This window comes from Tessaracoccus terricola, assembly GCF_054776555.1.
In genome coordinates this window covers 952,753-969,935 of record NZ_BAAHBS010000005.1, presented here as the reverse complement: position 1 = coordinate 969,935, position 17,183 = coordinate 952,753, and the positions used below count along the sequence as shown (strand labels likewise).

General features: G+C 68.2%; 15 protein-coding genes. 6 read left to right on the top strand and 9 right to left on the bottom strand.

Annotated elements, in window-relative coordinates; all coding sequences use genetic code 11:
• Positions 1 to 49: 49 nt before the first annotated feature.
• Positions 50 to 1,258 (bottom strand): radical SAM family heme chaperone HemW, encoded by a 1,209-nt coding sequence (gene hemW / locus ACYU7G_RS14430; RefSeq protein WP_461109006.1) that lies wholly within the window; start codon positions 1,256 to 1,258, stop codon positions 50 to 52.
• 87 nt (positions 1,259 to 1,345) lie between these two features.
• Between hemW and ACYU7G_RS14425 the strand changes: the two genes are divergently transcribed.
• From ACYU7G_RS14425 to ACYU7G_RS14410, 4 genes are all read left to right on the top strand, one after another.
• Complete coding sequence (locus ACYU7G_RS14425; RefSeq protein ID WP_461109004.1) at positions 1,346 to 2,647, top strand: ABC transporter substrate-binding protein; 1,302 nt, start codon at positions 1,346 to 1,348, stop codon at positions 2,645 to 2,647.
• Positions 2,647 to 3,609 (top strand): carbohydrate ABC transporter permease, encoded by a 963-nt coding sequence (locus ACYU7G_RS14420; protein ID WP_461109002.1) that lies wholly within the window; start codon positions 2,647 to 2,649, stop codon positions 3,607 to 3,609. The genes ACYU7G_RS14425 and ACYU7G_RS14420 overlap by 1 nt, the downstream gene beginning before the upstream one ends.
• The gene (locus tag ACYU7G_RS14415; protein WP_461109000.1) at positions 3,606 to 4,430 is read left to right on the top strand and encodes a carbohydrate ABC transporter permease; all 825 of its coding nucleotides are present in this window, start codon (positions 3,606 to 3,608) and stop codon (positions 4,428 to 4,430) included. The genes ACYU7G_RS14420 and ACYU7G_RS14415 overlap by 4 nt, the downstream gene beginning before the upstream one ends.
• 229 nt (positions 4,431 to 4,659) lie before the next feature.
• Positions 4,660 to 5,403 (top strand): carbohydrate ABC transporter permease, encoded by a 744-nt coding sequence (locus ACYU7G_RS14410; RefSeq protein ID WP_461108998.1) that lies wholly within the window; start codon positions 4,660 to 4,662, stop codon positions 5,401 to 5,403.
• Positions 5,404 to 5,425: 22 nt separating this feature from the next.
• Here ACYU7G_RS14410 and ACYU7G_RS14405 read toward each other — a convergent pair whose 3' ends face one another.
• From ACYU7G_RS14405 to ACYU7G_RS14385, 5 genes are all read right to left on the bottom strand, one after another.
• Entirely contained in the window at positions 5,426 to 5,875 is a 450-nt protein-coding gene (locus ACYU7G_RS14405) for a CBS domain-containing protein (RefSeq protein ID WP_461108996.1), read from the bottom strand.
• Between the two features lie 65 nt (positions 5,876 to 5,940).
• On the bottom strand, positions 5,941 to 7,695 hold the full coding sequence (locus ACYU7G_RS14400; RefSeq protein ID WP_461108994.1) for a DEAD/DEAH box helicase: 1,755 nt from the start codon (positions 7,693 to 7,695) through the stop codon (positions 5,941 to 5,943).
• A gap of 94 nt (positions 7,696 to 7,789) precedes the next feature.
• Positions 7,790 to 8,908, bottom strand: coding sequence for an FKBP-type peptidyl-prolyl cis-trans isomerase (locus ACYU7G_RS14395; protein ID WP_461108992.1), 1,119 nt, complete (start codon positions 8,906 to 8,908; stop codon positions 7,790 to 7,792).
• A gap of 86 nt (positions 8,909 to 8,994) precedes the next feature.
• A complete protein-coding gene (gene lepA, locus ACYU7G_RS14390; protein WP_461108990.1) occupies positions 8,995 to 10,824 on the bottom strand; it encodes a translation elongation factor 4 in 1,830 nt (609 codons plus the stop codon).
• A gap of 251 nt (positions 10,825 to 11,075) precedes the next feature.
• Positions 11,076 to 11,702 carry a bactofilin family protein gene (locus ACYU7G_RS14385; RefSeq protein ID WP_461108988.1) on the bottom strand — a complete coding sequence of 209 codons (627 nt, stop codon included), beginning with the start codon at positions 11,700 to 11,702 and terminating at the stop codon, positions 11,076 to 11,078.
• A 158-nt stretch (positions 11,703 to 11,860) separates the two neighbouring features.
• Between ACYU7G_RS14385 and rpsT the strand changes: the two genes are divergently transcribed.
• Positions 11,861 to 12,124 carry a 30S ribosomal protein S20 gene (gene rpsT, locus ACYU7G_RS14380; RefSeq protein ID WP_461108986.1) on the top strand — a complete coding sequence of 88 codons (264 nt, stop codon included), beginning with the start codon at positions 11,861 to 11,863 and terminating at the stop codon, positions 12,122 to 12,124.
• Between the two features lie 78 nt (positions 12,125 to 12,202).
• Here the strand turns inward: rpsT and holA are convergent, their stop codons facing one another.
• The gene (holA, locus tag ACYU7G_RS14375) at positions 12,203 to 13,174 is read right to left on the bottom strand and encodes a DNA polymerase III subunit delta (RefSeq protein ID WP_461108984.1); all 972 of its coding nucleotides are present in this window, start codon (positions 13,172 to 13,174) and stop codon (positions 12,203 to 12,205) included.
• A gap of 91 nt (positions 13,175 to 13,265) precedes the next feature.
• On the opposite strand from holA, the gene ACYU7G_RS14370 reads away from it, so the two are divergent.
• Positions 13,266 to 14,276: a Gfo/Idh/MocA family protein gene (locus ACYU7G_RS14370; RefSeq protein WP_461108982.1), complete on the top strand. Its 1,011-nt coding sequence runs from the start codon at positions 13,266 to 13,268 to the stop codon at positions 14,274 to 14,276.
• Between the two features lie 17 nt (positions 14,277 to 14,293).
• Here ACYU7G_RS14370 and ACYU7G_RS14365 read toward each other — a convergent pair whose 3' ends face one another.
• Both ACYU7G_RS14365 and ACYU7G_RS14360 read right to left on the bottom strand, forming a co-directional pair.
• Positions 14,294 to 15,325, bottom strand: coding sequence for a discoidin domain-containing protein (locus ACYU7G_RS14365; protein ID WP_461108980.1), 1,032 nt, complete (start codon positions 15,323 to 15,325; stop codon positions 14,294 to 14,296).
• Complete coding sequence (locus ACYU7G_RS14360) at positions 15,277 to 17,169, bottom strand: family 20 glycosylhydrolase (protein ID WP_461108978.1); 1,893 nt, start codon at positions 17,167 to 17,169, stop codon at positions 15,277 to 15,279. The genes ACYU7G_RS14365 and ACYU7G_RS14360 overlap by 49 nt, the downstream gene beginning before the upstream one ends.
• Positions 17,170 to 17,183: the final 14 nt, after the last annotated feature.

Sequence of the window (17,183 nt, the reverse complement as noted above, 5' to 3'; positions counted from 1 at the left end):
CCGAGGCCGAACGCAACAGTCAGTCAGAAGGCCTCCCAGACTGGACCCTTCAGTCCAGGAGGTCGCGGACCACGCCATCGGCCAGCAGCCGGCCCTGCAGCGTGAGGACCAGCCGCTCGTCGGTGACCACGCCCAGACCGGCGGCGACGACGTCGGGCACCCTCGCCCGCTCCGACGGCGTGAGCACGTCGAGCGCGAGGCCCTCGGCCAGGCGGAGCTCGAGCAGCACCCGTTCGACGCGCTGGTCCTCGGGGGCCAGGTACTCCCCCGCCTGGACGGGCGAGCGGCCGGCGTCGAGTTCGGCAGCCCATGAGCGTGGGTGCTTGCGGTTCCAGAATCGGACCCCGCCGACGTGGCTGTGGGCGCCGGGTCCGATGCCCCACCAGTTGGCGCCGTGCCAGTAGGCCAGGTTGTGGCGGCAGCGGCCTGACTCCCGGCTGGCCCAGTTGCTGACCTCATAGTTCGAGAAGCCCTGTCCCGCGAGGTACTCCTCGGCCATCAGGTACTTGTCCGCCAGCACGTCGTCGTCGGGCATGGGGACCTCTCCCTTGCGGACCTGCAGCGCCAGCCGGGTGCCCTCCTCGACGATCAAGGAGTAGGCGGAGACGTGGTCCACGGGGGTGGCGGCCACGGCCTCCAGCGAGCGGCGCCAGTCGTCGGCGGACTCGCCGGGGGTGCCGTAGATCAGGTCGAGGCTGACGTGCTCGAAGCCGGCCTCGCTGGCCCAGCGGGCGGCGTCCAACCCGCGGCCGGCGGTGTGGACGCGCTCCAGCACTTGGAGGACGTGCGGCACCACCGACTGCATGCCCAAGGAGATCCTGGTGAAGCCGCCGGCGAGGAGTTCCTCGAAGTAGGCGGGCGTGACAGTGTCCGGGTTGGCCTCGGTGGTGACCTCCGCGTCGGGCAGCAGCCCGAACTCGTCGCGGATGGCACCCAGCAGGGTGTTCAGTTCCGCGGCGGGCAGCATGGTCGGGGTGCCACCGCCGAAGAAGACGGTGCCGACGGCGGGGGCTGCGTCTCCGAGGACGCGGCGGGCCAGACGGATCTCAGACAGGGCTCCGGCGAGGTAGCTGGAGGTGGACATGCCCGGCAGCTCGGAGGCGGTGTAGGTGTTGAAGTCGCAGTAGCCACAACGCGTCCGGCAGAACGGCACGTGCAGGTACAGCGAGAGCGGCCGGCCGGCGAGGTCTACGAGCGCGGACTCCGGCAGCGAGCCGTCGGCGGGCAGTTCCACGCCGTCTGGGAGTTGGGAGGGCACCACCCGAGCCTACGTTCCGAGTCCGCCTGTGGCGAACGGGCGTGGCGCTCCGGGCAGGGGTGACCGCCACGGTGGGATGCTTGGGCCATGAAGCTCAATCGACGAACCCTGCTCACCTTCGGTGGTGGCCTCGCCGCCACCGCCACCCTGGCCGCATGCGGCAGCAACAACCCGCTCGCCTCGGAGGACCCCACCACAGGCACCACCGCCGAGACCACCGGTGAGGGAACCGCTGCCGGCATCACGCTGCAGCAGTGGTACCACGAGTACGGCGAGGCCGGCGTGAAGGAGGCCGTCGAGGGTTACGCCGCCGACTACCCCGACGCCACCGTCGAGGTGAAGTGGACCCCCGGCGACTACGGCAGCATCCTGGCGGCGCAGCTGCTCACCGACGACATCCCGGACGTGTTCGAGGTGGAGCAGGGCGGCTCGCTGGACATGATCCGCAGCGGCCAGCTGGCCGACCTGACCGACCTGATCGAGCCCGTGCGTGACCAGTTCAACGCGTCGGTGATGGAGCGCTTCACCTTCGAGGGCAAGGTCCACGGCATCCCGCAGACCATCGACATGCAGCTGCTCTACTACCGCCCCTCCCTGCTCGAGGCCGCCGGCGTCACCCCGCCGCAGACCTTCGACGAGCTGGTGGCCGCCATCGAGGCCGTGAAGACCGACGAGATCGGTGGCCTGTTCGCCGGCAACGACGGCGGAGTCGGCGTCCTCGGCACCCTGTTCATCTGGGCCTCCGGCAACGACCAGCTCAACGCCGAGCGCACCGAGGCCGCGTTCCTCAACGAGGACTTCTACAACGCCCTGGTCGCCTACCGCGACCTCTCCAAGTCCGGTGGCGTGGTGCAGGCCGCCTCCGCCGAGTGGTACGACGGGGCAGCGTTCATCAACGGTGAGGCCGCGTTCCAGTGGGGCGGCCTGTGGTCGTTGCCGCAGATCATCGAGGCCCACGGTGACGACGTCGGCGTGCTGCCCTTCCCCGCGATCGGGGCGAACGGCCGCGTCGCCGTGCCGTTCGGCGCCTTCGGGGCCTGCGTCGCGGCCGACGGCTCGAACGTCGAGGCCGCCAAGGACTTCGTGAAGTGGCTGTGGATCGACCAGGAGGACAAGCAGGTCGACTTCTCCAATGCCTACGGCACCCACATCCCCGCCAAGGACGCGCTCGTCGCGAAGGCCGACAAGCTCTCCGGTGGTCCCGGCGCCGACGCGGCCCGCTTCGTCGCCGAGAGCGGCTTCGCCAACGACATCATGTGGTCCGGCGCCCTCGGTGACGCGTTCGGCGCCGCGGTCAGCAACGTCATCAAGCAGGACGCTGATCCCGCAGCCGAGTTCGCCGGCTTCGCGGACCTGGCCGCCTCCGAACTGGAGAAGCTCCAGGGCTGATGTCCACCTCCACCAGCACGAGTCCGGCCCGCCCCAGCCAGGGGCGGGCCGGACTCTGGCGACGCATCAAGGGCCGGCAGGGCCGCAACCTCTGGTTCGCCGCCTTCGTAGCGCCCTTCTTCGTCGGTCTGGTGGTGTTCGTCTACCTGCCCATCGTCTGGAGCGCCTACCTCTCATTCTTCGAGGCCCGCAACACCGTCAACCCGACGCGATTCGTCGGTTGGGACAACTACGCGCGGCTGCTGAACGACCGCCTGTTCATCGACTCGCTCCTGGTGTTCGTAGTGTTCGCGGTGTTCATCGTGCCGGTCACCTACGTCTGCTCCCTGGGGCTGGCGCTGTTGCTGAACAACCTCAAGTGGGGCCAGGCGTTCTTCCGATCGGTGTTCTTCATCCCGACGGCCGTCTCCTACGTGGTGGCCGCCATCGTGTGGCGCTTCGTGTTCTTCAACGGCGCCCGGTTCGGGTTCCTGAACTCCATCATCCGCTCCCTCGGCGGCGAGCCGGTCAACTGGCTGGGCGGCACCAACGACCTGTACTGGGTGGCGCTGGTGAGCGTGCGGCTGTGGCTGCAGGTGGGGTTCTACATGATCCTGTTCATCGCCGGCCTGCAGCGGATCCCGCACGAGACCTACGAGGCGGCCGCGCTCGACGGCGCCTCCGGCTGGCGGCTGCTGCGCTGGATCACGCTGCCGCAACTGCGGGCCACCAGCGTGGCGGTGATCATGCTGCTGCTGATCAACGCGTTCCAGGCCTTCGACGAGTTCTACAACATGCTGGGCTCCATCGGCTCCTACCCGCCCTACGGCAGGCCCCCTCTGGTGCACCTGTACATCACCGCCCTCGGCGGCGGGCAGCAGGACCTGGGCGTCGGCGGTGCCGGCACCATGATCCTGACCACCATCATCGTGCTGTTCGGCCTCGCGCAGAACTGGGTGCTGAACCGGGGTGAGAAGAAGTGAGGACCAGACGTTCGACGACGGTGCTGCGCTACGTCGCACTCGTGGCGCTGGCGGCCCTGTTCTGCCTGCCCTTCTACGTGATCGTGCGCAACGCGTTCTCCACCAACGACAACATCACCTCCGCCAACTGGAACTGGCTGCCGAACCAGTTGGACTGGACCAACCTCACCTCACTGCTGGCCAACGACTCCATCGGGATCGTGCGCGCCATGTTCAACTCCGCGGTGATGGCGGTGCTGCAGACCGGCGGCACCGTCGTCGTCTCGCTGCTGGCCGGCTACGCCCTGGCCCGCTACACGCACCGGTTCTCGCGGATCCTGCTGGCCATGACGCTGTTCACGCTGATGGTGCCGGCCGCCACCACGTTCGTGCCGATGTTCATCATCACCGCCCAGTTCGGCTGGATCGACACCTTCCGCGGCCTGGTCATCCCGGGCATGTTCTCCGCGTTCGCCACCTACCTGTTCCGGCAGTCCTTCCTGGACTTCCCCAGCGAGTTGGAGGACGCGTCGTTGATCGACGGCTGCAACCCGTGGTCCAGCTTCTGGCGCATCGTCGTGCCCAACTCCAAGGGCATCATCGCCGCCGTGGGCACCATCATCCTCATCGGATCCTGGAACGCGTTCCTGTGGCCCAGCCTCGTCGGCCGTGACGCCACCCGCACCGTGCAGGTGGCCCTCAGCCAGTTCATGACCAGTCAGGGCGTCCGCTACCCGGAGCTGTTCATGGGTTCGCTGGTGGCCATCGTGCCGATGGTGATCGTGTTCCTGTTCCTGCAGCGCTTCCTGGTACGGGGACTGACCACCTCCGGCCTGCGCTGACGCCTGCCTAGCTCCCCAGGACCTCGGCCAGCACCCACGCCGACGCGGCGGCCCACGCCTGCGGCCGGCAACTGGCGGGGTACGGCAAGGGGGGCCAGCCCTCGTCCGAGGACTGGCCGCCGAACAGTTCGGGTGCTCTGTTGGCGAAGCCATCGAGAGCCCGGAGCAGGCCCTCGGCGACACGGAGGGACTCCTCCCGGAAACCTACCTCTTCCCGTTCGTGCTGCAGGTGGCCACCAGTTTCAAGACGGACGCCGACGCGGCGGCCAACCCGATGACGCCGGTCCCGAACCCCTTCACCACGGCGGCGTACGAACGGCTCTTCGAGCACTCCGACTACCAGACGTGGTTCAAGAACTCGTTCATCGTCACAGTGCTGGTGACAGCCGGGCGCGTGTTCTTCAACTCACTTGCCGGCTACGCACTGGCCAGGCTGAAGTTTCCGGGGCGCGCCGTCGTCTTCGGGATGGTGATCGCCGTGATGGCCGTGCCGGGAGTGGTGCTGCTGATCCCCAAGTTCCTGGTCATCAACCAGTTGGGAATCTACGACTCCTACGCCGGCATGGTGCTGCCGCTGCTCGTGGATGCCGCCGGCGTGTTCATCATGAAGAACTTCTTCGAGTCGATCCCCTCCGCCGTGGAGGAGGCGGCTCGCTTCGACGGCGCCAGCACGTTCCGGACGTTCTGGTCCATCGTCCTGCCCATGGCACGCCCGGCACTGATGACACTGGCGATCCTCAGCTTCCAGGGCTCGTGGAACGAACTGACGCACTTCATCATCTCGACGCAGGACCCCGCCCTGACCACCCTGACCCGTGGCGTGGCCCAGCTCGCATCGGGTCAGCTCTCGCAGGGCACCCAGTACCCGCTGAAACTGGCCGCCGCCGCACTGATGACCATCCCCGTCGCGATCGTGTTCATCATCTTCCAGAAGCGGATCATGAACGCCTCGACCGGCGCGGTGAAGGAATGATCCCCGGTGAAGGAATGACCACTCACACCGTCGAACGGTCCCCCTGCACGTAGTGGAAGAGCTGCTTGGTCTCGTCCTCGAGTTCGTCCAGCCGATTCTTCACCACGTCGCCGATGGACACGATCGCCAGCAGCTTCCCGTCGTCGTCGAGGACGGGCATGTGGCGGACGCGGTGCTCGGTCATCCGCACGGCGAGCGTGCGGAGCTCGTCGTCCTCGGCGCATGCCTGCACCTCGGGGGTCATGATGGAGCTGACCGGTTTCTCGAGCACGCCGGTGCCCCGCTCGTGCAGGGCGATCACGACGTCGCGTTCGCTGACGATGCCTGCGACCGTCGCGCCGTCGTCGAGGCTGACGACGCACGCGCCGATCTTGTTGTCGTAGAGAGACTTGAGGAGATCCGCCACGGACGCATCCGGGGCGATGGTCACCACCCTGCTCCCCTTGCGCTTGATTACCTCTGAGATCCTCATGCCCAAGCCTAACCCCGCCGCCGCGGCCGGGGGCGGAAGTCGCCGGGTTCGGGTGTCGTGCGGTGTCAGGCTCCCCGCAGCCAACGGCGCATCACCGTGATGCGCTCGTCCACCTGTTCCTGCGACGCCTCGGGCACTTTCGGGCCACCCGTCTCGCGACGCAGGTTGGCGTGCACGTGGCTGTGCGGCATCCCCTTGGACTGGGCGAACTGCGAGACCAGCGAGTTGAGCTCCTTGCGCTTGGTGGCCAGGGCCCGGTGGAGCGCGACGGAAGGCTCGGCCCGCTCCTTGCGATCCTGCTTGTCCCGCCGCTTCAGCTGCCGACTCTGACGATCGGCCAGCAGCGACTGCATCTGGTCCGGCTCGAGCAGCCCGGGCAGGCCGAGGTAGTCCTGCTCGTCCTCGCTGAGGGGTTCGGCGTGCATGCCGAAGGCCTGGGAGTCGAACAGGACGTGGTCGAAGGTGGCCTGGGACTCGATGGCCTCGAAGGAGCCGAGGAGGTCGTCGGCGGCGGAGTCGTTGCTGTTGGCGTCGGCCATCAACGCCTCTGACTCACTCCACAGGTCGTCGGGGTTGCGGGGACGGCCCAGGACGTGGTCGCGCTGCCGTTCGAGGTTGGCGGCGTGGCTGAGGAGGATGGGCACCGTGGGCAGGAACACGGTGGCCACTTCGCCGCGGCGGCGGGACCGCACGAACCGGCCCACTGCCTGCGCGAAGAACAGCGGCGTCGACGTGGCGGTGGCATAGACACCCACGGCCAGCCGGGGGACGTCGACCCCCTCCGACACCATCCGGACCGCTACCATCCAGCGCTCCTCGGAGGCGGAGAACTCGTCGATGCGGGAGCTGGCCTTCGTATCGTCGGAGAGGACCACGGTGGGCTTGCTCCCCGTGAGACCTTGCAGGATCCGGGCGTAGGCGCGGGCCTGGGTCTGGTCCGTGGCGATCACGAGGCCTCCGGCGTCGGGGACGTGGCGCCGGGCCTCTGTGAGCCGGGTGTCGGCGGCGCTGAGCACGGCCTGGATCCACTCCCCCGTCGGCGACAGCGCGGTGCGCCACGCATGGGAGGTGAGGTCCTTGGTCAGCGGCGTGCCGAGGTCCACGGAGAGTTCCTCCCCGGACTTGGTGCGCCAGCGCATGGGGCCGCCGTAGTTCATGAACAGCACGGGCCGCACGACGTGGTCGGCGAGGGCCTCGGCGTAGCCGTAGATGTAGTCGGGCCGCGACGTCTTGACCCCGCCCGCGCCCTCGTCGTAGGTGACGAAGGGGATGGGGTGGTCGTCGGAGCGGAAGGGTGTGCCGGTCAGGGACAGGCGACGCGCGGCGGGCTTGAAGGACTCGGCCACGGCGTCGCCCCAGGACCGGGAGTCGCCGGCGTGGTGGATCTCGTCGAAGATGACGAGCACGTCGGAGCTGTGGCAGATGGCCTCGTAGGCGTAGGCCCGCATCGCGACTCCGGCGTAGGTGACCACGGAGCCGTCGTACTCCTTGGACCGGCCCTTGCGGGTGCCGCCGGTCCCCGGGTCCAACTGGATGCCCACCCTTGCCGCAGCGTCGGCCCACTGGACCTTGAGGTGCTCGGTGGGGGTCACGACGATGATCCGCTTGATGGTGCGGGAGGTGAGCAGGTGGTGGGCGACGCGGAGCGCGAAGGTGGTCTTTCCCGCGCCCGGCGTTGCGACGCACAGGAAGTCCTGGGGGTTGGTCTCGCAGTACAGGTCGAAGGCCTCCTGCTGCCATGCCCGCAGGCTGGAGGCGGTTCCCCAAGGGGCCCGCCGGGGGTAGGCGGGAGACAGGGTTTCGAAGGGTGAAGCACGCATACGGCTTGGGATCATACCGGGGTTCGGGCAGACGTTCGAACCCTGCGAAACGGGGCGCGTCGGCACGCAGAACCGTGCCGACGCGCCCCGGATCTCAGTACGCCGCGAGGATGTCCACGACGAAGACCAGCGTGGAGTCCGGCGGGATGGTCTCACCGCTGCCGTCCGGCCCGTAGCCCAGCTCCGAGGGGATGACGAGCAGCACGCGGCTGCCCACCGTCTGGCCCTGGACGCCCTCGTCCCAGCCCTGGATGACGCTGCCCGCACCGGCCTGGAACGTGAACACGTCATTGGGGGCCTCACGATCCCAGGACGAGTCGAACTGGGTGCCGTCGGTGAGCCAGCCGGTGTACTTGACCAGGACGTTCTGGCCGGCCTCAACGGTCGCGCCATCGCCCTGGATGAGCGGCTGGGCGACCAGCTCCGTCGGGTCCGTGAAGGTGTCCGGGACGCTCACTGCCGGCTTGCCGTCGACGAACTCGATGACCGGCAGCGACTCGTCGGCGACAGCCACCTCGGTGCCCTCGGCGGACTCGCCGACGGCCTGGGAGCCGGTGATGGTCATGGCGTAGAGGAAGCCGTTGACAGCCTCCCCCGTCTGGCTCTCCTCGGCACTCAGACCTGGCTGTGCCCACAGCAGCTTCGCGCCGGCGCGAACCCCGTCCATGGCGGCGGACAGCGATTCACCGAAGCTGGTCACGGACAGTTCGTATGTCTCCGGGGCGTCGTCCTCGGGGGCCAGGCCCCAGGTGGAGTAGAGCTTCTCACCGGTAACGGTGTCGCACACGAGGTAGTGGAAGGTCACCAGCTGACCGGCCTCGACGGTTTCACCGTCGCCGTCCGCGGCCACGCGGACCGTCTCCTGCCCGATGGACAGGGGCGCGTCGAAGGCCACCGTCGGCGCTGAGTCGTCGTCGCTGATGGTGACGGTCTCCAGCGCGGCCAGCGAAGTGTCGGCGTCCGCGGTGATGTCAGCCTCGTCCTCGCCCGCAGTCACGTCGCAGGTGCCCCCGGTCTCGGGGACGACGGGAGCGTCGGTTTCCTGTGCGGGCTGGGTGACCGACGCGCTGGGCTCGGAGGCCGCGTCGGAATCGGTCGGGGCGGGGGTGGCGCACCCTGCGAGCAGGAGACCGGTGGCGGCGCCGAGAGCAGCGATAGTCCGGGAGGGCAGTTTCATCTCAGGGGGATCCTTGGTGTTCGAGTGCTTGCGCACCGGACCTCGTCCGGACGCAGTGGTCTGCTGCGACGATACCCGGCCAACCTGTGCCCAACCTTTGAGCCGGCCCTCCGGTGGTCCGCCTACTTCTTGGTGGGCTCCGACGTGGACAGCGCGGCTACGAAGGCCTCCTGGGGGACCTCCACGCGGCCCACCATCTTCATGCGTTTCTTGCCCTCCTTCTGCTTCTCCAGCAGCTTGCGCTTGCGGGAGATGTCGCCGCCGTAGCACTTGGCGAGGACGTCCTTGCGGATGGCGCGGATGGTCTCACGGGCGATGACCCGGGCCCCGATGGCGGCCTGGATGGGCACCTCGAACTGCTGGCGCGGGATGAGCTCCTTGAGTTTGGCCGCCATCGACAGGCCGTAGCTGTAGGCGTTGTCGCGGTGCACGATGGCGGAGAACGCGTCGACGGGGTCGCCGTGCAGGAGGATGTCCACCTTCACGAGGTGCGCGGCCTGCTCGCCGTCGGGCTCGTAGTCCAGCGACGCGTAACCCTTGGTGCGGGACTTGAGGGCGTCGAAGAAGTCGAAGACGATCTCGGCCAGCGGCAGCTGGTAGCGGATCTCCACCCGGTCCTCACTGAGGTAGTCGAGGCCGAGCTGGACGCCACGACGGGTCTGGCAGAGCTCGAGGATGGTGCCGATGTACTCCGCCGGCGCGAGGATGGTGCTGCGGACCACCGGCTCGTACACGTCGGCGATCTTGCCCTCCGGGTACTCCGAGGGGTTGGTGACCGTGTGCTCGGAGCCGTCCTCCATGACGACGCGGTAGACCACGTTGGGTGCGGTGGAGATCAGGTCCAGGTTGAACTCACGCTCGAGGCGCTCGCGGACGATCTCCATGTGCAGCAGCCCGAGGAAGCCGATGCGGAACCCGAAGCCCAGCGCGCCGGAGGTCTCCGGTTCGTAGGTGAGGGCGGCGTCGTTGAGCTGCAGCTTCTCCAACGCCTCGCGGAGGTTGCCGAAGTCGTCGCCGTCCATCGGGTACAGGCCGGCGTAGACCATCGGGTTGGGGTGCTGGTAGCCACCCAAGTCCTGCTCGGCCGGCCGCGACATGGTGGTGACCGTGTCACCGACTCGGGACTGCCTCACGTCCTTCACACCGGTGATCAGGTAGCCCACCTCGCCCACGCCGATGGCGTCGGACTTGGTGGGGTCGGGCGAGATGACGCCCACCTCCAGGAGTTCGTGGGTGCCCTTGGTGGACATCATCTGGATGCGTTCACGGTGGTTCAGTTCGCCGTCGACCACCCGGACGTAGGTGACCACGCCGCGGTAGGTGTCGTAGACGGAGTCGAAGATCAGCGCGCGTGCCGGCGCGTCGGCGTCACCGACGGGGGCGGGGATCTGCTTGACGATCTGGTCCAGCAGTTCGGGCACGCCAACGCCGGTCTTCGCGGAGACCCGCAGCACGTCGTCAGGGTCGCAGCCGATGATGCCGGCCAGTTCCTCGGCGAACTTCTCGGGCTGGGCGCCGGGCAAGTCGATCTTGTTCAGGACCGGGATGATGTGCAGGTCCGCCTCGAGGGCGAGGTAGAGGTTGGCCAGCGTCTGGGCCTCGATGCCCTGGGCCGCGTCCACCAGCAGCAGTGCGCCCTCGCAAGCCTGCAGGGACCGCGACACCTCGTAGGTGAAGTCCACGTGGCCTGGGGTGTCGATCATGTTGAGGACGTGCACCTGGCCGTCGACGGTCCACGGCATCCGCACCGCCTGCGACTTGATGGTGATGCCGCGCTCGCGCTCGATGTCCATGCGGTCCAGGTACTGCGCCCGCATGGTTCGGTTGTCGACGACCTCCGTCAGCTGGAGCATCCTGTCCGCGAGCGTCGACTTTCCGTGGTCGATGTGGGCGATGATGCAGAAGTTGCGAATGATCTCCGGCTGGGTGCTGCCGGGACTCGGTGCGCGCATTCAATTCCTCGTCGGTCTCAGGGAACTCACATTCTCGCACGGAACCCCCGGGCGGCGAAACAGCGGCGCCCGTTCCGCGTCGCCGCGTGCCGCCAGCGTTCGCCCCGACCGGACACGCCGACGAAGATCTTGGGAAGGGTCGCGGGTGCCCTCTTCGACGGTTCTCGTCGGCGCGTCGGGTCGGGGGTGCCGTCAGGGGTCAGCCCCCGGGGGTGTTGCGTGGCGACGATCGGCCGGTGATCAGCCCCGTGTCAGGCCAGGGCGGCGCACTGGCCCTCGGCGTCCCCCTCGACGGCGTTGCCGCCGCCCGCGGGGGCCGGGTGGTTGCCCTCGCACTGGAGGTTGCCCCCGACGGTGTTGCCACTGAACTCCTGGGCGCCCGAGTTGCCCTCGGCCTGCAGGTCGCCGTCGATGGTGGTGCCCGTCACAGTCGCGGAACCGCCCTCCTCCAGTTGGATGTTGCCGTCGACCCTGCCGTCGACGAATGTGATGGCCGCGTGGCCCTCGCCCTGAACGTCGCCGTCGACGGTGACGTCGGTGGCCACGAGGGTGCCGCCCCGCTCCACCTCGATGTTGCCGCCGACGGTGGCGCCGGTGAGCGCACAGACCTCGCCGTCGCGGATGACCAGGTCGTCGTCAGTGACTGCACAACCACCCGTCTGCTCTCCGGTGGCGTCGGCGTCCGGGGTGCTCGCGGCGGTCACGTCCTGGGCGGGGGTGGCCTCGGCCGTGGTGGCCGGTTCGGCCGGGGTGGTCTGGGAGGGAGCACCGGAGACGGTGGGCGCCGGCGTGACGGTTTCGGGCTCCGCGGGCCCGCCGGAGCACGCGGCCAGGAGGACGAGGGGAACCGTGGTGAGGGCAATCAGGGTCTTTCGCATGGTCCCAGTACATCGGCCGAGGATTAGAGTGGATGAGAAGCGCGGGAGGGAGTTCTCACCCGTGATTTGGCCCGTCGGGTCGGGCGACAGTAGTATGGGTCGTCGCGCCGAGTGCGCGACTGAAAAATCCGAGTAGACATTTAGTGAGGCGAGCCCCAGTGGCGAACATCAAGTCCCAGAAGAAGCGCAACAAGACCAACGAGAAGGCGCGCCAGCGCAACAAGGCCATCAAGTCCGAGCTGCGCACGCACATCCGTTCCTTCCGCGAGGCCGTCGCCGCCGGTGAGAACGAGAAGGCCGTCCAGCTCTCGAAGGTTGCCACCCGCTCCCTCGACAAGGCCGTGAGCAAGGGCGTCATCCACAAGAACAACGCCGCCAACCGCAAGTCGGCCATCGCCGCCACCGCGGCCGCCCTCTCCTGAGGCACCCACAGCGCTGAACGAGACCAGCGCCCCGACCCACTCGGTGGTCGGGGCGCTGTTTCGCGTTCCCGCAGCCCCTCAGCGGCCCGCGTTGCGGCGCTGCGCCAGGACCCCGAGGACCATCCGCTCCAACGCGTACTCGGCGCTCGTGGCGGCACCCTTGACGTCCGCGTCAGCGGCGGCGACCAGCTTGATGGCGGTGGCCACTCCCCCGGACTGCCAGTTGCGGGAGTTGCGGGAGTAGTCCTTGATCTTCCACGGCGGCACCCCCAGCTGGCGCGCCAGGTCATACTCGTTCATCCGCATCCCCTGCGCATCGAGGTACTTGCCCATGCCCCTGAACGCCGCTGCCATTGCGCTGGTCACCAGGACCGGCGCCGCTCCGGTGCTGAGCGCCCAACGGAGCCGTTCCATCGCCAGTGATGAATTGCCGGCCAGTACCGCGTCGGCGACGGCGAACGACGTGACGTCCGCACGGCCGGCGAAGTAGCGGCCGATCAGCTTCGCATCGATCTCCTCGCCGCCCGCGTCGTCGGCCAACTGCGAGATGGCCGAGACCAGGGCCCGCAGGTCCGTCCCGATGGCCGCCACCAACGCGTTGGCAGCGTCCTGGCTTAGCCCCACCCGCTGCCGCTTGGCCTCCGCCTGGCAGAACTTCGGGATCTCCCACGTCTTCACGGGGGAGACGGTCTCCAGTTCGATCTTGGCCTTCTTCAGCTTGTCGATCAGGCCCTTGCCCTTGTTCCCGCCGTGGTGGACCAGGATGAGGCAGAGTTCGGGGCCCGGGTTCTTCGCCGTGGCCACGAGCTGGTCCACCACCTCGTGCGGGGTGGCACCGACGTCGCCGATGATGGCGACGATGTGGCTGGCGAACAGCGATCCCCCCACCACCTCCGCCAGCATCGAACCTTGGAGCTCGGAGGCGTCGAGACGGTTGACCTCGGCGTCGGGATGCTCCGCCAGCGCCTCCTTGCGACGAGCCTCGACGGCGCGGGCGGCGAGCAGCTGTTCCGTTCCGCTGACCAGCAGCGCGGTTCCGAAGGCGGTCATGGGTCAAGCTTGCCACCTACCCCCGACAGGACGCCCATCGCCAACCCCTAGACTGACCGGCACAACCACGAGCAACCACTGGAGGACACCGATGTCGCAGGCCGAACCGTTGAGGATTGGGATTCTCGGAGCCGCGGGGATCACGCCACCGGCGCTGATCGAGCCGGCCGCCGGCAACCCGGACGTCCGCCTGGTCGCAGTGGCCGCGCGGGAGCGGGCCCGGGCCGACGCCTTCGCCGAGGAGCACGGGATCGAGCGGGCCGTCGACTCCTACGAGGCCCTGCTCGCAGACCCTGAGGTGGAGGCCATCTACAACCCGCTGCCCAACTCACACCATGCCCACTGGAGCATCCTGGCGCTCGAGGCCGGCAAGCACGTGCTGGTGGAGAAGCCGTTCGCCTCGAACTTCGACGAGGCGCAGCGCGTGGCCGAAGTGGCGGCACAGCACCCGGAGCTGGTGCTGATGGAGGCCTTCCACAACCGGTACCACGCCCTCACCCACAAGGTCCTGGAGCTCCTGTCCGATGGCATCATCGGTGAGGTGCGCAGCGCGGACTCGGAGTTCCTCGTCCACCTGCCAGACCGCAGCGACATCCGCTACAACCACGACCTCTCCGGTGGCTCCACGATGGACCTGGGCTGCTACCCGCTGCACTTCCTGCGCACCCTGTTCGGGGAGCCGAAGGTGCTGTCCGGCACGGTGCGCACCACCGACGACCCCAGGATCGACGAGGCCCTCACCAACACCCTCGAGTTCCCCGGCGGGATCACTTCCACGATCACCAGTTCGCTGTTCGAGCCGGAGGAGGTGCAGCACGTCCTCATCACGGGCACCCGGGGCACGATCGAGATCAACGGCTTCGTGAAGCCCCACCACGGCAACCAGATCCTGGTCACGGTCGACGGCGAGACCGTCGACCATGCGGTGCCGGGCTCACCCACCACCTACGAGGCACAGCTGTCCACCTTCGTGGCCGCGGTACGCGAAGGGGCCCCGGTCCTGACCGGCCCCGACGACTCGCTCGCCACCATGCAGGTGATCGATGCGATGTACGTCGCGGCCGGCTTGGAGCCGAGGCCCACGGTGGAGGTGGCCCCGTAGGGCCACCCCCTTCTCGATCAGCGGAAGCGGACCATGTTGTTCAGCACCCAGATGTTGTCCCACCTGTAGGTCCACGCACCGTCGACCTGCTCGGAGACGACCACGTCGGCACGGACCCAGGTGCGGCAACCGTTCTTGCCGGTGACGGCCGTGTCGCACTCGGTGCGCCACTGACGACCGTCAGCACCCTGCCAGTGACCGGTCTCGGCCAGCGGGTTGCCCGCCCACCTCGAACGGTCCATGAAACCGAGGTAGGTGAGGTTGTTGAACGTCCAGTCGTTCTTGCCGACGAAGGTGGAACCCACCTGGTCCACCGTGGTGGCCCAGATCTTCGTGGTGCAACGGAACGTCTGCGAGTACGGCTCGCACTCGGTCCACCAGTGCCGCCCGTTGACCTGGTGCAGGCCCGGGGTCGCGTAGATGTCCAGCGGCTTCTCGGTCGGCTTCTGGGACGGCTTCTGGCTCGGTCCCTCGGACGGCTCCTCTGAGGGCTCCTCAGACGGCTCCTCAGACGGCTCCTCGCTGGGCTCGGGCTCGGGTGCCTCCACCTCAGGCGCGGGGATGGTGATCTCGTAGATGCTGAGATAGGGGTTGATCGCCCTCGCGAGCACGGTGATCCGCACGTGGCGGGCCGTCACGGGCTCGTCGAGGAGCACCTCGTCGGTGCGCGCCTCGGCCGGCATGGAGTCGAGGGTCTTGGCCTCGGTCCAGGACTGGCCGTCATCGGAGACGTCGATCCGGTACCCGGTGGCGGAGGCCGCCTCCCACATGATGTCAATGCGATCGAAGGTCTGCATCTCGCCGAGGTCGAGCGCGATCCACGGGTTGGTCGAGTAGTCCGCAGACCAGCGGGTGGCGGGGTTGCCGTCCACCGCAGCAGCGGCGGGGGTGGAATCCGCCTCGACACCGGAGGCAGTGGCCACGGCACCCTTCGTCAGCGGATCCGGGGCGAACACGGATGCACGCCAAGCGGTGACGGAGTCGCCGTCGGCCGTGGCCGTCATGCGGACGTAGCGGGCCGAGTCCGCCTCGAAGGTGATCTCGGACACCTCGTCGCCGGAACCAGCGGGCGCCAGTTCTCGCCGTCGTTGGACACCTCGACCGCAACGGCCGACGGTACGGGCGAGGCCCAGTCGATCTCGACGCTGCCGACGGTCCGGTTCTCGCCGAGGTCGATCGTGAACGAGGCCTCGTCGTCGGTGCTGGACCAGCGGGTGAACATGTTGCCGTCGGTCAGGTTCTCCGGGCCGTTGCCCTCGGTGCTGCTGGAGGCCGTCACGTCGGCTCCGAGGCTCAGTTCGCCGTTGGCGGCCACCGGTTCCTGCTCGATGACCTGGAGGTCGGTGCCGTGGCCGACGGTCTTCAGGACGTCGGTGAAGGCGGCGTAGGACAGGGTGGGGTCCTGCGCCTTCCAGGTCTTCTGCGCGATCACGGCGAACGACTCGCGGATCAGGCCGTGAACGCCCAGCTCGGTGTAGTCAGCGTCCACGAGGTCGTTCCACACGGCGAACATCGCTCCGGCCGGCGCTCCGGCCGGGACGATGTCGGTGTCCCACATGCGGTTCGGGTACCAGACGTCGTAGAGGCCCTGGTTGTTCAGACCGGCCCCGTGGTAGTAGTCGGCGAACGGGACGACGTAGAGGGTCCCGTCGTTCATGTTGACGAACTCATAGCCGTCCTCGAACGCGGCAGCCATCCCGTACCAGCCGTTGTTCCAGGAGCTGATGATCACGTCCTTGTCGTAGCCGGACGTGTCACCGTCGTGCATGACGCCGGCGGAGCCCCAGGCGCGGGGCTGCTTGCCCGCGTCGCGGACGTGCTGGGCCATGTCGTTGAAGAATCGCAGGTAGCCGTCACGCTGGTCCCGCGGGTACTCGTCGGCGCCGAAGTGGACGTCGGGGCCCTCGAACCACGGGATGAACTCGTCGAAGACGGACTTGATCTTGTCGGCCGTGTAGTCGTAGTTGGCGTCGGTGAGGTCGAGGTGGTCCGACTGGATGCCCGCTTCAGCGCCCGAGTGGAGTCCGAGCTCGGGATCCCACTTGACGAAGGCCAGGGAGTGGGCCGGAACGTCGATCTCGGGAACGATCTTGACGGAGTGCGAGGCCGCGACGTCCTCGAAGGACTCCCACTCGGCACGGTCGTAGGAACCGTCGGTGGAGGCCAGTCCCGCGAACGCGGGGTCGTCGCTGGCGAGGCGGAAGCCGGAGTAGGCGTCGGCCCAGCCCTGCCCCTCATCGAGGAAGATCTGGTTGTCGTTGAGGTGGATCTGGAACTCGTTCAGCTTGAACCAGCTCATCATCGAGATGTAGTCGCGGATGAACTGCTCGCTGAAGAAGCGTCGTCCGACGTCGAGGCTGAACCCGCGCACCTCGTAGTCGGGCCAGTCAGTGGCCTCACCCGCGGGGAAGCTCGCGCGCCCGTTGGACTTGACGATGCCCTGCAGCGCGGTGCGGGTGCCGTAGAAGACGCCCTCGCTGGTGGGGGCCGTGATGGTGAGCTGCTCGGCAGTGGCCTCCAGCACGTAGCCCTCTTCGGCGAAGCGCTCAGGGTTGGTGTCGTCGGTCAGTGCAGCGTCCAGGTCCAGCACGATGTCGCCGGCAGCGGGTGCGGACTCGGTGACGTCGAGTTCCAGTCCCGTGACGGCTGCGAGGTCCGTGACGAGCTGCTCTCCGACCCCACGGGTCTCGGCCTCCACGACAATGCGAGACTCAGGACTCAGCGTGAAGTCGCCCTCGGCTCCCACCCACTCCTGCAGGGCGGGGATGATCGTCGGTGCGTCGTTCGGGGCGGCGCTGGCCTCCTGCACGAACGGTGCGAGCGGTGCGAGAGTCACCGCCAGGGTGGCAGCCGTCACGGTGGCTACCGAGGTCAGTCGGGATCTTGGGCGCATCTGGGCCATCTGTG